The 12785-nt window shown below is 66.8% G+C and carries 12 protein-coding genes; 4 read left to right on the forward strand and 8 right to left on the reverse strand.

Features of this window, described 5'->3' with window-relative positions; genetic code table 11:
- Positions 1-44 precede the first annotated feature (44 nt).
- Positions 45-1307, forward strand: coding sequence for an alpha/beta fold hydrolase (locus tag ABZ382_RS21940; protein ID WP_357091558.1), 1263 nt, complete (start codon positions 45-47; stop codon positions 1305-1307).
- A gap of 88 nt (positions 1308-1395) precedes the next feature.
- Here ABZ382_RS21940 and ABZ382_RS21945 read toward each other — a convergent pair whose 3' ends face one another.
- Positions 1396-1971: a hypothetical protein gene (locus ABZ382_RS21945; protein WP_357091560.1), complete on the reverse strand. Its 576-nt coding sequence runs from the start codon at positions 1969-1971 to the stop codon at positions 1396-1398.
- A 224-nt stretch (positions 1972-2195) separates the two neighbouring features.
- Here ABZ382_RS21945 and ABZ382_RS21950 point away from each other — a divergent pair, with 224 nt between their 5' ends.
- Positions 2196-2552 carry an alkylmercury lyase gene (locus tag ABZ382_RS21950; protein WP_357091562.1) on the forward strand — a complete coding sequence of 119 codons (357 nt, stop codon included), beginning with the start codon at positions 2196-2198 and terminating at the stop codon, positions 2550-2552.
- 156 nt (positions 2553-2708) lie between these two features.
- Here ABZ382_RS21950 and ABZ382_RS21955 read toward each other — a convergent pair whose 3' ends face one another.
- The 5 genes from ABZ382_RS21955 to ABZ382_RS21975 all read right to left on the reverse strand — a co-directional run bounded on the left by ABZ382_RS21955 (position 2709) and on the right by ABZ382_RS21975 (position 7263).
- A complete protein-coding gene (locus ABZ382_RS21955) occupies positions 2709-3005 on the reverse strand; it encodes a hypothetical protein (protein ID WP_357091564.1) in 297 nt (98 codons plus the stop codon).
- 122 nt (positions 3006-3127) lie between these two features.
- Entirely contained in the window at positions 3128-3766 is a 639-nt protein-coding gene (locus ABZ382_RS21960) for a hypothetical protein (RefSeq protein ID WP_357091567.1), read from the reverse strand.
- 536 nt (positions 3767-4302) lie between these two features.
- Entirely contained in the window at positions 4303-5064 is a 762-nt protein-coding gene (locus tag ABZ382_RS21965) for a 1-acyl-sn-glycerol-3-phosphate acyltransferase (protein WP_357091569.1), read from the reverse strand.
- A 154-nt stretch (positions 5065-5218) separates the two neighbouring features.
- Positions 5219-5929, reverse strand: a complete 711-nt coding sequence (locus ABZ382_RS21970; protein WP_357091572.1) for a histidine phosphatase family protein — start codon at positions 5927-5929, stop codon at positions 5219-5221.
- A gap of 419 nt (positions 5930-6348) precedes the next feature.
- Positions 6349-7263 (reverse strand): LysR family transcriptional regulator, encoded by a 915-nt coding sequence (locus tag ABZ382_RS21975; protein ID WP_357091575.1) that lies wholly within the window; start codon positions 7261-7263, stop codon positions 6349-6351.
- A gap of 129 nt (positions 7264-7392) precedes the next feature.
- Here ABZ382_RS21975 and ABZ382_RS21980 point away from each other — a divergent pair, with 129 nt between their 5' ends.
- Entirely contained in the window at positions 7393-8163 is a 771-nt protein-coding gene (locus tag ABZ382_RS21980) for an SDR family oxidoreductase (RefSeq protein ID WP_357091578.1), read from the forward strand.
- A gap of 38 nt (positions 8164-8201) precedes the next feature.
- On the forward strand, positions 8202-9389 hold the full coding sequence (locus tag ABZ382_RS21985; protein ID WP_357091580.1) for an MFS transporter: 1188 nt from the start codon (positions 8202-8204) through the stop codon (positions 9387-9389).
- Positions 9390-9639: 250 nt separating this feature from the next.
- Here the strand turns inward: ABZ382_RS21985 and ABZ382_RS21990 are convergent, their stop codons facing one another.
- Positions 9640-11064, reverse strand: coding sequence for a cellulase family glycosylhydrolase (locus tag ABZ382_RS21990; protein ID WP_357091583.1), 1425 nt, complete (start codon positions 11062-11064; stop codon positions 9640-9642).
- A gap of 166 nt (positions 11065-11230) precedes the next feature.
- Positions 11231-12598, reverse strand: a complete 1368-nt coding sequence (locus tag ABZ382_RS21995; protein WP_357091586.1) for an FAD-dependent oxidoreductase — start codon at positions 12596-12598, stop codon at positions 11231-11233.
- Positions 12599-12785 lie beyond the last annotated feature (187 nt).

The raw sequence follows: 12785 nt of genomic DNA on the forward strand, positions 1-12785 counted from the left end.
TATCGGCAATGACGCTGCGCCGCACTCTGTTCCGCATTCTCTGCGTGACACTGACCGCACTCCCGGCGACCACCGCGTTCGCGGCCCCCGCGAGTGCGACGCCCCCGACCATCCCCGCCTTCTACGACACACCCGATCCACTGCCGCCGGGCGATCCCGGCGATGTGATCCGCAGCGAACCGGCGCCGTTGACGCTGTCGTTGCCGAGCCCCAGCGGCGTCTACCCCGGGACCGCGACCCGAATCATGTTCCACACCAGCGACGCCCATGATGCCCCGGCCCTCGCGACCGGGCTGCTCCTGACACCGGCCACGTCATGGCAGGGCCCCGGGCCGCAACCACTGGTGGTGTACCTCAACGGCACTCATGGCCAGGGCCGGCAATGCGCACCTTCGCTGCAGATCCCCGGACTCGTCCAATACACCCCGCCACTGGACGTGATGGCCGAATACGAGCAGCCTTTCCTCTACGCGCTGCTGGCAGAGGGATACAGCGTCGTCGTCCCCGACTACCCCGGACTGGGCGTCGCCGGAACGACCGCCTTCATCAACCCGATCGCCGAAGCCCACACCGCTCTCGACGTGGCACGGGCCGCCCAACGACTCGGCAACCCCGCGATCCCCGCGCACGGCCCGATCGTGTTCGCCGGCTACTCCCAAGGCGGTCATGCCGCGGGCAGCGTCGCCGAACACGTCGCCGACTATGCGCCGGAACTCGACATCAAGGGCATCATCGCGGGCGCCACGCCCGCCGACCCGCTCGCCGTGGTGGACCATGCCGACGGCGGTCTGCTCATCGGCGCGACAGGCTACGTCCTCAACGGGCTCGAAGCCGTTTACCCCGAAGCCGCACAACAACTCTCGACCCTGATCAATCCGGCCGGACGCGCCATGATGAACGACGTCGCCAACCAATGCGCCGCCGAAACCGTCCTCCGCTACGGCCTGCACCACACCTCGGAATGGACCATCACCGGCCGGCCACTGTCCGAAGTCCTCAACAGCAACCCCACCATCGCCGGCATCCTCGCCAACCTCACCCTCGGCAACCGCACCCCCACGGTCCCCATGCTCGTCACCACCGGCGACAACGACGACATCGTCCCCGCCGCACCGGTCCGCGACCTGGCCGCCCGCTGGTGCAGCGACGGAGCCACCATCCAACTCACCCAAACCCAGCTACCGACCATCCTGCCCGGCACCATCATCGGCCACGGCCTCAACCTGCTGACCACCTTCTTCACCACCACCATGACCTGGATTCACGACCGCTTCACCGGTCGACCCGCACCCACCACCTGCACCTGACCGCTACACGCGGCCGGCGGTGACGAGTCTGTTCGGCGCGCACGGTCAGGAACGGGAGGATGAATTCCGGCTCGGCGCGCAGCATGCGCTATGCCAGGATCAGCGAAAAACAGACTGCCATCGCCGCGATCAGGAACGTGGCGACCAGGTATGTCAGTGGCTTTCTGTCCGATTCGATGCGATTGCTGTTCTCATCCCAACCGGGAGGTCCAGCTGTGCGCGCCCGCTCCGTCGGCCGGGTCGCGGGCCATCCGAGGTAGGCGCTCGCCGGTGCTGACGAATCGGACGGCCATCGCGAAAGGCTCCGGGCCGGGGCGGAACGCAGCAGGGCGGCGACGTGGGTCAGCAGGTCCCGGGCCGGGAGCGGGATCACCCGGCATTCCGACGTGTCGCCGGTCAGGACCCGTTCCACGGTGTCCGCATCGGTGTCACTGCTCATGGCCAGGATCGGGGCGTCGGTCCGCGCCCGCAGCCCGCACAGGACGGGCGGGTTCGTGTTGGCCAGTGACGGGCCGACTATGACCAGGTCCGGTGTCAGCAGCGCGTTGTTCAACGCCCGCCGAGCGCTGATCGTCCGCACGGCCCGATATCCCCCCGAGGCCAGCGTCAGTTCCAGCAGCTCGGCCGGGGCCGGACTGCTCTCGACCACCAGGATCTTCGCCATCGAGGACGGATCCCCACCTGGTTGCGAGCGCGGACTGTCGGCCCCCGAAGCCGATGCCGGGAAACTGTTCACTGCTGGTCCTTCGCTTGGGATCCCCACCCCGCGATTCAAGGATTCCCGGGCGGCCCACCGAGGAAAAGGGGTCCAAAGACCTCTGGACCGGGACCTCGGGCCTGTGACTTTCCAAGCGGCCTCGACGCTGTAGCCGGGTAGAGAATGAGGCTATGAAGCTGGAAATCCTCCAGGTCACGGACTGCCCGAACGTGGCCGTGCTCGAACAACGACTCCGGGACGCCCTCACCGACGCCGGAGCCGAGATCGAGATCGAGCACCGAGTCATCGACGACGCCGCCGAGGCCGCCACCGCGGGAATGACCGGATCACCCACGCTTCTGGTCGACGGCCGCGACCCGTTCGCGGTGCCGGGACAGCCCCCGAGCGTGTCGTGCCGCCTCTACCGTCGAGAGGACGGCGGACTCGACGGCGCCCCCACGATCACCGCGCTCTGCGCCGCGCTGGGCATGACGCCCGCGAGTGGCTCCGCCGGACTCCGGCGCGGCGCCGGTCGTGGAGCTCGATGACGACGAGGAATTGTCCGAGCAGCGGAACCGGCCACCGTAGACAGCCCGAACCGCGCTGAGCCCCGCCCGGGAACACCGGGTGGGGCTCAATAAGTCTGTGCGCGTTGGGATTTACCGGCAGACTACCGGTCTCGCCCAGCTTCGCCGCCCGCAGGCTCAGTGCTCGTCGTAGTGGTCGCCGTGGGCGGCGTGCCGATGACCGTCGTGCAGGTAGTCGACATGGTCTCCGTGCGGGACCGCGACATGCCCGCATCCGTCGCCGTGGGTATGGTCGGCATGGGCGTGCGCCTGGTGCCCGGCGGGTTCGCATTCGTCGTAATGCCCGTCGTGGGCGCGGTGCAGATGCCCGTCGTGGGCGTAGTCGACGTGGTCCCCGTGGGGGATCGCGACGTGCCCGCAACCCTCACCGTGAACGTGGGCATGCTCGTGGTGCTCGACATGTTCGTTGGTCATCGTGATTCTTCGCCTTCCTGGAGTTTTTTCTCGGTGAGCAAAGCAACGATCCAGCGAACACATTAGGGCATGCGCATGCGAGGGCGAAGTGTCAGGGCGTCGCCCGAGCACTCGGCACTGCGCTACCGCGTGAAGGACTTGGCTACCTGCATGCGGTCCGGATCGAACGTAGTGGTCACGGGTGGCCGGCCATCGCGCCGGTCGATTTCGATGGTGGTGTTGTCGAGGAACCGGATGTGCGCGCAGCCGGATTCAGTCTGTTGCCAGAGCAGGACTCGGCGGGCGAACAGGCCGTCGGGTTCGCGGAGCCACACTCGGCAGGAGGGGTCGATCATGTTGTAGAAGGTTTCGGTGACGGCCTGTACCTGGCCGTCGGGACTGGGCTGGACCTGCACGATTCGGGTGAAGTCATCGCGGGATGACGAGGAGGAAACGAGCAGCAGCGAAATCAGCCAGAGGGGGAAGGTCAGGATGCCGAGGATGGTGGCACAGACCATCCACAGCATGCGGTTGCGGGCGAGTCGACGTGCGAAGGCGACAAGGAGGACGAACGCGGCTGTCCAGCACGTAAGCGTGGACCATGGTTGCAGGTTGTCGAGCCGGTAGTAACGGTCCGGGTCCACGCCCAGCATGGCGGTTCCCGTCCCGAACAGCGCGAGAACGGCGATGGCCCAAATGATGCGCTGCTTGCGCGATGATCGAGATGTCGGCCCCGAGTCTGCTTCGGTCGACGAAACATCTTCTCCGGCTACCTGTTTCATCAATGGATGCCCGCCTCCCATGAATCGGCCCCGGCCCTCCCGGCCTGGTACACAGCCGGTCGAATGTCCGCAACTGCCGAATGCAACACAAGGCTGTCGGACACGCTCGTCACTATGACAAATGACCAGCCATCAGATCCGAGAGTTTCTGCAGAGCGAGGACCAGCGGGGCTACCAGTACGCCCAACATCAACGCGAGTCCCAGGACTATGAGCACCCCCGCTCGTATCCGACGCTGGATCAGGGCAACCGCCGAACGATCATGCTGTGCAGCGAATCCCATTCAGCCTCCCTTTTCCCGGACTCTACCAACGAACGGGGCAAGACCCGTGACACTGCCCGGTCGAAGAATGTCCGCTGATGCCCAAGGGCGCGGAAGATTAAGTGGCGGTAGCGGTTTCGAGGCGAAAGAACACCACCATGCCTGAACGCCAGAGTCACGTCGACTGCTCGTACTCGCGCCGGCCCTGACTGAACGCGAAGCACCCGCCCGCCGCCACCGACGTCGGCTCATGGTGATCTCGCTGGACCGTCGCTCAGTAGGCCGCGACCGCACCGTCGAGAGCGGCCTGCAACTCCTCGCGAACCAGGCCAGTGATGTCGGCGGGTTGTGAGGGGAGTTCGCCGACCGGCCTCCCGAAGTAGAAGCTGGCCGACCGGACATCCGCTGTGCTCAGTTCGGCGGCGGGATCCTCCCGGGGGCCATAACTGAGTCCGAGACTGACCAGCACCGGGTCCGCGCCGAGTTCGCGAGCACGACAGACGATGTGCCCGATACCCCCGCCCAGTTCCAGTACTCGCGTGTGGTCGACGTAGTTGCAGGTGCCTTCGGGGAACAAAGCGATGCTGTCGCCCCGCGCCATGACCTCCGCACAGGTGTCGATCAACCGCCTCGAAGCGGCGTTGACCGAGGAGTTCTCATGGTCCTTGCTGCGAAATACCGGCATGCCGCCCATCATGTCGAGCGTGCTCCGCAGTTTGGGTTGGGCGAAGACCTCATGCTTGGCCAGCACCCTGGTGTGCCCGATGACGGGCCGCAATGGACTGCGCCAGGCCGCCGCGCTCACCGTGTAGGGGTCCTTCTCCGACAGATGATTGATCGAGATGACCAGCGGCCGACCTTCGGAGATGAAGTCCCGCAATTCTTTCCGGGCCCCCGCCGCGAAACCCACCCGCGGCTGGAAGCGACGCCCGAGCAACCAGTACGCCGCCTTCGCCTTCAACAGATTCTGTCGATGATCGCGGTAGTAGTCGTACACGGCGTCGAAGTTTTCGAGGGCGACCTCGGGCGGTTGCATACCAACAGCGTATCGCCGGCAACCACGGCCGATCACAGCACAGCTACTACGCCCACGCCATCCACCAGCGCAAGACGGGGACCCTGGGCCGAGTTACAACTGCGCCCCGGTGCCATCGATTGTGTCGGTGACATCCGGGGCGCGGAAGGGTGAATCAGCCGAGGTCCGGATGGCCGACCCACTCGACAATGGTCCAGCCCTTCTGCGGGCTGCCCTTGAGGACGACGTGGCCGCCGTTGCGCATCGGATCGGTGCCGAGTTTGTTCTTGTCGGCGTTGCTGGCATTCAGCATGGACCAGAACATGATGGTGGCGCCGTGCGAGAAGATCACCGGGTTGGCGCAGTGGCGGCGCTGCACCTCGAGCAGTGCCTGATCGACGCGGCCGTCGAACTCGTTGCCGTCGATGGAGCCTGGAATTCGGGCGCTCAGGTCGCCGGAGAGCCACTTGAGCGGCGCCTGGAGGTACCCCGCCATCGCCTGGGCCTCGGGAGTTCCCTCGTACTGGCCTGCCTCGATCTCCCGGAAACCGGGCTGAATGTTGAGGCTCAGGTTCTGCTTGGCGACAGTCGGTGCCGCAGTCTGCTCGGTACGCACCATGTTGGACGCGAAGGCGCAGTCGTATTTCTTGTCGGCCAGCTGGGTGGCCAAGTTGTCGGCCTGTGTCCGGCCGCGTTCGGTCAGGTCGGGTCCGGGCACCTTGGTGTCGATCAGACCGGAGACGTTACCGGCGGACTCGGCGTGGCGCACCAGGGTAATGACCATTTCGCCGCTGCTACTGCCGGAGCTGCTGCCGGTGTTTCCGAGGTCGATATCGGCGGATGCGACGCCGGCGGTAGCGGTTGTGGCCGCGACCGCGGTCGCCATCAGCGCAACGGATAGTCGAAGAGATCGGATTCGCATGGGTGGGAAGGCCTTTCATCGTGGCGAACGCCACTTCAGGTCTGCCGAAGAACCGGCATTCGGAGTGTCGCGTCTCACAGAAGCAGCCATTTGCCCGAATCGACTACGAGGCATCCCATTCATCGGGACACTTCGCATACCCGACCACGCGCAGGCGAAACCATCGGTAGCGGAGATGTGGCTACAGAATCCTTACCGCCCGAGCCTCCTGACCAACCAGCCCAACTGCTACAGCACCTGGAGCCGTGTCTCGTAGGGTGCGCACCCGCGAGCACGAGTCGGGAGGTCGGGCGTGGCGCGCAGAACCAGCGGGTGGGAACTCTCGATCAGCGGGTTCGGGGTTCGAATCCGTGATGGCGTACCGCCCCTCCGTTGATCCGGGATCAAACGAGGGCGGTTTCGGGGCTGCCGATGATCGTGCGGACCTCGGCGATCATGCGGGCGATGAGATGCTGTGGGGCGCTGCCGGTCCAGACGATGGCGAGGTCGGACGCGGGTGCGTCGATCACTGGGCGCCACACCACGGCGGTGCTGGGGATCCAGCGAGTCAGGGGTTCGGGGGCGAGCCAGATGCCCTTGCCGCGCGCGACCATCATCAGGGCGTCCTCGACCTTGTCGACGACCGATCCGCGCAGGGCAGGGGTGCCGTCCGGGCGCGGGTCGGCGAGCCAGTGGCAGAGGTTTTGTTCGGACAGGTAGATGTCCGGGCGCAGCACCGGCTCGTCGGCCAGTTCGGCGAGTGTCACCGATTCCTGCTGTGCCAGTGGGTGTTTCGGCGACAGGGCGACCATGCGCGGATCGCTTCGGACGGCCGCGTACTGGAATCGGTCGTCGCCGAGTGGGAGCCAGATGAATGCGGCGTCGACCTCGCCGGAAAGCAGGAGCGCGCGTTCCTCCGGCGGAGTGTGCACGGTGGTCAATTCGACCTCGAGTCCGGGGACCGCGGCCTCCATGGCATCGGCGATCTCGGTGGCGAACAGCGCTGTGGCATAGGGGCAACAGGCCAGGCGCAGGCGGCCGAGGCGGACTCGGTCGGCGGCACGGACTCGATCGGTGAGATCACCCAGTTCGGCTACCACGGCATTGCCGCCGCGCGCGAGTTCCTCGCCGGCAGGCGTGAGCAGGACCCCACGCGAGGTCCGGACCAGCAGTGTCACGCCGATCGCCCGTTCGAGCTGCTGGATCTGGGTGGAGACGGTCTGCTGGCTCAGGTGCAGGCGAGCGGACGCACGCGTGATGTTGAGTTCGGCCGCGACGGCCAGGAACGACTGCAACTGACGGATATCCAGGTCGATCACAGCAGCCACACTATCGTTCGCTCGGCTACCGGTTTCCTCGGTGACGGGTACCGAGTTCTTTTGTTTCCGCTCTCCCCGCGGACCTAGCAGGCTTGTGGCAACACACCGACTGCTACGAAAGGAACTCCGGTGCAACCCCTTACGACCATCCCGGAACAGCAGCAAAAGCCGACCGGCACAAGGGATCTCCTCGGTAAGGTCGCGCTGGTCGTGGGCGGCAGCCATGATCAGGGGGCCGCGTGCGCCGAGTTGCTCGCCGCTCGCGGCGCGACGACGGTGATCAGCTACGCCCACGGCGAGCATTCCGCCGCGCGGACCCTGGCCGCACTGGACAGCTACGGGGTGCGGGCGGAGGCAATCCGGTCCGACGCCATCCAATCCTGTGACGTCACCAGCCTTTTCAAGGGTGTGGTCGCCCGCCACGGTCGCCTCGACCTCGTGGTGCACGCCGTCGGGGCGGTCGTGCACAAACCGCTGGCCGAGCACACCGACGCGGACTTCGATCTGCTGATCGACCACAACACGCGCAGCGCCTTCAATACCTTGCGGGCCGCGGCGGGGCATCTCGCGGACAACGGCCGCTATGTCGTCATCACCGGTGCGCTCGTGTGTACCGGGCCCAACGCGTCGGGAATGTCCGGGGCGGCGAAGGCCGCGGTGGAGCACCTCGTGTCGGCCACCGCGCGAGAACTCTCGGGCCGGGACATCACCGTCAATGCCGTTGCGCCAGGGCCTGTTTCGGACTCCATCTATCCCGCTGCCGGCGTCCCGCTGCCGTCCTCGGCACGCAGTCGTCTCGGGCAACCGGAGGATGTCGCCGCGGTCGTCTCATGGCTGACCAGCGATGCCGCCGCCTGGATCTCGGGGCAGGTCATCCGCGTCGACGGCGGAACCGTCTGAACGCGTCAGCAACCCTCTCAACGCCAAGGAGTAAGACAATGACCACCACCATTGCCCCCTCGGGCACCGACGAGCGGGTGCCGCTCACCCGCTGGCTCGGTGTCGGAGCGGTAGCCGTCGGCACCTTCGCTGTCGTCACCTCCGAACAACTCCCCGTCGGGCTGCTCACCTCGGTCAGCAGCGCCCTGGATATCTCCGAAGGCACTGCGGGCCTGATGGTTACGGTGCCCGGCCTGGTCGCCTCCGCCACCGCGCCGATCTTTCCGGTGGCCATCGGCCGCCTCGACCGCCGTCACGTCCTGCTCGGTCTCATCTCTCTCATGGTCGGCGCGAACCTGCTATCCGCTTTCGCCCCGAACTTCGCGGTCCTGCTGATCTCCCGCCTGCTGATCGGCATTGCCATCGGCGGATTCTGGTCCCTGGCAGCCGGTATCGCCGTCCGCATGGTCCCCGGCAAAGACGTTCCCAAGGCCACCGCGATCGCCTTCGGCGGCGCCACCGCGGCCAATGTCCTGGGCATCCCCGCAGGCACCCTGATCGGCGAACTCACCGACTGGCGCATCGCTTTCGGCCTGCTCGGCGGTCTCGGCCTGCTGGTGGTCGCCGCCCTGCTCTGGCTCCTCCCCGCCCTGCCCGCCGACACCCCCGTCCATCTGCGCACCCTCGCCGATCAGTTCCGCAACCCCGTGGTCCGCACCGGCGTCCTCATCACGTTCCTACTCGTGAGCGGCCACTTCGCCGCCTTCACCTTCGCGGCCCCGATCGTCGAGTCCCACATGGGAATCGACAGGTCTCTCCTCGGCCCGGTCCTGCTGGCCTTCGGCGTAGCGGGCATCATCGGCAACTTCACCACCGGCGCGGCCACCGCCCGCAACGTCCGCGCCACCATCGTCGCCATCAGCGTCTCCCTCGCCACGGTCCTGGTCCTGATCGCTGCACTGGGCACCGTCCCCATCACCGGCACCTTCCTGATGCTCTTGTGGGGCTTGGCCTTCGGAGGCATCCCCGTCGGTGTCCAAACCTGGATCCTCCGCGCCGCCCCGAACTCCGCCGAACCCGCCACCGCCCTCAACACCGCCGTCTTCAATCTCGCGATCGCCCTGGGTGCCCTCTTCGGCGGCCTCCTCACCAACACCTTCCCTCTCACCACCGTCCTCTGGTTCGCCGCAGCCCTGAGTCTGCTGGCCACCGCCGCAGTCCTGGCCACCCGCCCCACCACCAACTAGCCGCCCCCGAAGGAGCAAGCCCGTGCCCGCCGACAAACGCCCCACCACCCCGCCCCCACCCCCGTTCCACCGCCGCCCCACCTGGCGAACCACCCCCTGCACGCAACCCCCACCCTCGCCACGCCCCGCCTGACCCGAAGCCCGGTGCGCTCACCAGCGCACCGGGCTCGTGGTCGTTGTGGTGGCGGTGGCGGTGGCGATGATCTTGGCACAGAACGACTTCCACGACCGAGACGAGGCGAACCGGTCTTCAGCGGGCGGTCACCGTCAATTGCACGGTTCCCTGCCCGGGGGCGGCCCTGAGCTCCAGCAATTCGGCATCGGGCGCGGACACGACATCGGCGCCGTCGACCTGGACCTGATAGCCGTTGGGATAGTTGCTGCCGGGCAGGAACACCTCGGTTCGAGCGTCACCGGCGAAGGGCCGGCCCGGGTCGACGGGTGCGGTGTCGTATCGGAGGGTGAAGGTCGCGGTGCCCGGGTCGTACTGCCAGTTCTGCGGCGTGCCCGCGACCGCCTGCGGGTAGGGGCGCACGACGCCGACGCCGGGGCTCATCAGGTTCGCGCCGGTGGGAGGCGCCTGGGGATGGGAGGGCAGCTGATTCTGGCTGTGGGACCACAGCATCCACGAGGCCATGTTGTCGTCGAGGCTGCCGGTCACCCGGGCCAGGATCGCCTGGTCGTCGGTCGCGCCGAATTCGGTCACCAGCCCGACGGTGTTCTCGGCCCGGGTGTTGTCGAAACCGTTTGCCGGGCAGGTGCGGATGGGCCCGAGGCAGTAGTCGTGGAAGCTCAGCCCGGCGTTGGGGTCGCCGGTCGGGTTGGGGATGCGCACCGGCGCGCCGAAGTCGGTGGTCAGGAAGGGTTCGTAGAACAGCAGGTGCCGTTGGTCGGCCTGCCGGATGGCCTGCATCGCCTTGCCCTGGAAGGCGGCGAGCGCGTCGCGCGAGAAGTCGGGGCATCCGTTCACGATGCACTCCGGATACCTCGCGCCCGGCCACGGCTCGTTGACGAGATCATAGCCCAGCACATAGGGCTCACCGGCGAAGTATTGCGCCACATGCGACCACATCGCGGCGTAATGCTCCTGCACACCGATGCCGTCCGAGGCCGGATGATCACTCCAGAAGTTGGCCCAGGTCCGGTTCTGCCCCGGGCTCAGCAGATACGCGCCGGCCAGGCCCAGATTCGGCGGCGTCGGGAGACCGTCGGGAAAGGCCGCCCAGTCCGGGAAGCCGTTCCAGCTCGCGCCGACCATTTCGTTGAACCCGTCCTGATGGGAATCGACCAGGGCGTAGATCCGGTGCTGGGCCAGCACCTGCTGGGTCTGATGGATCTGCGCGATGTAGTCCTCGTCGTAGACGCCGGGCTGCGGCTCGACCGCACTCCACGCGAATCCCAGCCGCACCACATTCATCCCGTTGTCCGCGAGGACTTGTGCGTCACTGTCCCCGAAGCCGCCCGCCGCCGGGAAATAGGGCGGGTACTTGTAGACGAGGTTCACGCCGTGCAGGGTGATCACACGGCCGTCCTCATCGGTGATCCACCGTCCCACATGCCCCAACTCCGACGCACTCGGCGTCGCGCTCGCGGGCGCGGCCGATACGGGCGTCACCGCGGCCAGCAGCAACGCCGCCGCACCGAGACACCGCAGAGCCGAGGCAGTGCCGATCACTGCGGCCGACCAGGAAGACCAGCGATTATGCGACACATGCATCGACCGTAGTGGCCCGACGACCCGGTGACGAGGTTTCCGACGTCGGCGCGCCGTGCACCCACAGTGTGTGGCGGTCGCCGTGCCGGCGGTCAGGATCCGACATGTCCTCATGGCCGCGGTAAACCTACCTCGCCACAACGCCTTCAGCGGCCATTACCTCTGCGGCGGCACGTTCCCCCGATCGCACCGCACCGTCGATCCAGCCGCACATGATCGCCGAGCTCTCACTCCCGGCCCAGTGGATCCGCCCGCAGGGGGTGCGTAGCGCGTGACCGAACTCAGTGAGCACACCCGGTGGCGCATGACTGATCATTCCGCCGCCGGAGTAGCGCTCGACCGTCCAGTTCTGCTCGTGGTAGCTGACCGGGGACGAGGCCTTCGCCCCGAACCGGTCGACCAGTTCGTTGATCACCACAGCTTTGCGTTCCGCCGGATCGAGTAGCCCGAGCTTGCGAGCCGCGGGACCTTCGGTGATCACGCACATGATGCCGGGGGTGCCGGTGTCCGTGCAGGCGTCGATGGTCAGAGTGGCCGGGCTGCCGGGCGCGGCCGACTGTCCACACAGGCCGTCAGCGCGCCAGAACGCGGTGTCGTAGACGACCGAGATCTTGTAGACAGCACCACTGGGCATGCGCCGGTGCAGGAAGGTGCGGTCGACGGGAAGCATTGGCTCGTAGGCGATTTGCGTGGCGACGGCCAACGGCACGGCGACGATCGCGTGCCGAGCGCGGACGGTGAGCCGCCCGGAATGGACACCGACGCCGTCCTCGTCCTGCGCTATGAGATCCACCGGACTCGAAAGATGCAGCGCGTCACCGAGTTCGGCGGCCATCGGCCCATAGATCGCACCCATACCGCCGTGCACCCTGGCGTCCTGGGCGCCGTCCTTGTTGGAGATGACGAACACCGGCCCGCCGCCCGAGCCCATCTGGTGCAGCGCCCACAACAACGACACCTCCGAGGCGGCCGAGGTGTAAATGCCGGCGAACGCCATGTCGAGCATCTCGCGCGCCTGATGGGAGTGAATATTTCGACTCAGCCACTCCCCCAAGGAGATTCGATCCCACTCGCCGGCCTTCTCGGCCTCCCACGGAGCCTCGAACGGGATCGACTTGCACATCTGCCCGACCTCGAACAGGCCGGCTCCGAGGTTGGCGATCGCCCACGGGCTCATCGCCCAGGGAATGGTGCCGGAGTAACGGTGCTTCTTGCCGTCGACGATCATCATCGCGTCGCCATCGACATACTCCTTGTATTCGGTCACGCCGAATTCAGCCATCAGGGCCTTGATACGGTCCTGCCCGGGGCCGACCCACGCGCCGCCGCGATCGATCCAGGTCCCGTCGGGCAGGAACTCGGTGAAGGTGCGACCTCCGACCCGGTCACGCGCCTCCAGCAGAGCGACCGAGCGGCCGGCCTGCTTCAGCCGCAGCGCGGCGGTCAATCCCGCAAAACCCGCACCCACAACACAAAAATCGACATCGGCTGCCATGAGTCGCCCCTTCGTCCGGAAGTTCCGCACTCGAGCTACTTGGTCTTCGACGGTGACGCTACTCCGCTTCGGAATTCGACCACCATGCCGTCCAGTATCCGCACGTCAAACACCCTGATACCCCCTCGACTCACGTTCCGGAACCAAACAACCTCGGTATCCGCTCCACCGGTCCAGCCGCGGCCGC

Origin of the sequence: Nocardia sp. NPDC005825 (assembly GCF_040630175.1) — a bacterium.
Classification (GTDB): domain Bacteria; phylum Actinomycetota; class Actinomycetes; order Mycobacteriales; family Mycobacteriaceae; genus Nocardia.

Bases quoted from the DNA above. Each gene is read 5' to 3' on its own strand.
- ABZ382_RS21970 (WP_357091572.1), bottom strand. From the start codon at position 5,929: ATGGCGACCGCGGTCGCGGCCACAACCGCTACCGCCGGCGTCGCATCC.
- ABZ382_RS21995 (WP_357091586.1), bottom strand. From the start codon at position 12,598: ATGGCAGCCGATGTCGATTTTTGTGTTGTGGGTGCGGGTTTTGCGGGA.
- ABZ382_RS21985 (WP_357091580.1), top strand. From the start codon at position 8,202: ATGACCACCACCATTGCCCCCTCGGGCACCGACGAGCGGGTGCCGCTC.
- ABZ382_RS21960 (WP_357091567.1), bottom strand. From the start codon at position 3,766: ATGAAACAGGTAGCCGGAGAAGATGTTTCGTCGACCGAAGCAGACTCG.
- ABZ382_RS21945 (WP_357091560.1), bottom strand. From the start codon at position 1,971: ATGGCGAAGATCCTGGTGGTCGAGAGCAGTCCGGCCCCGGCCGAGCTG.
- ABZ382_RS21965 (WP_357091569.1), bottom strand. From the start codon at position 5,064: ATGCAACCGCCCGAGGTCGCCCTCGAAAACTTCGACGCCGTGTACGAC.
- ABZ382_RS21955 (WP_357091564.1), bottom strand. From the start codon at position 3,005: ATGACCAACGAACATGTCGAGCACCACGAGCATGCCCACGTTCACGGT.
- ABZ382_RS21950 (WP_357091562.1), top strand. From the start codon at position 2,196: ATGAAGCTGGAAATCCTCCAGGTCACGGACTGCCCGAACGTGGCCGTG.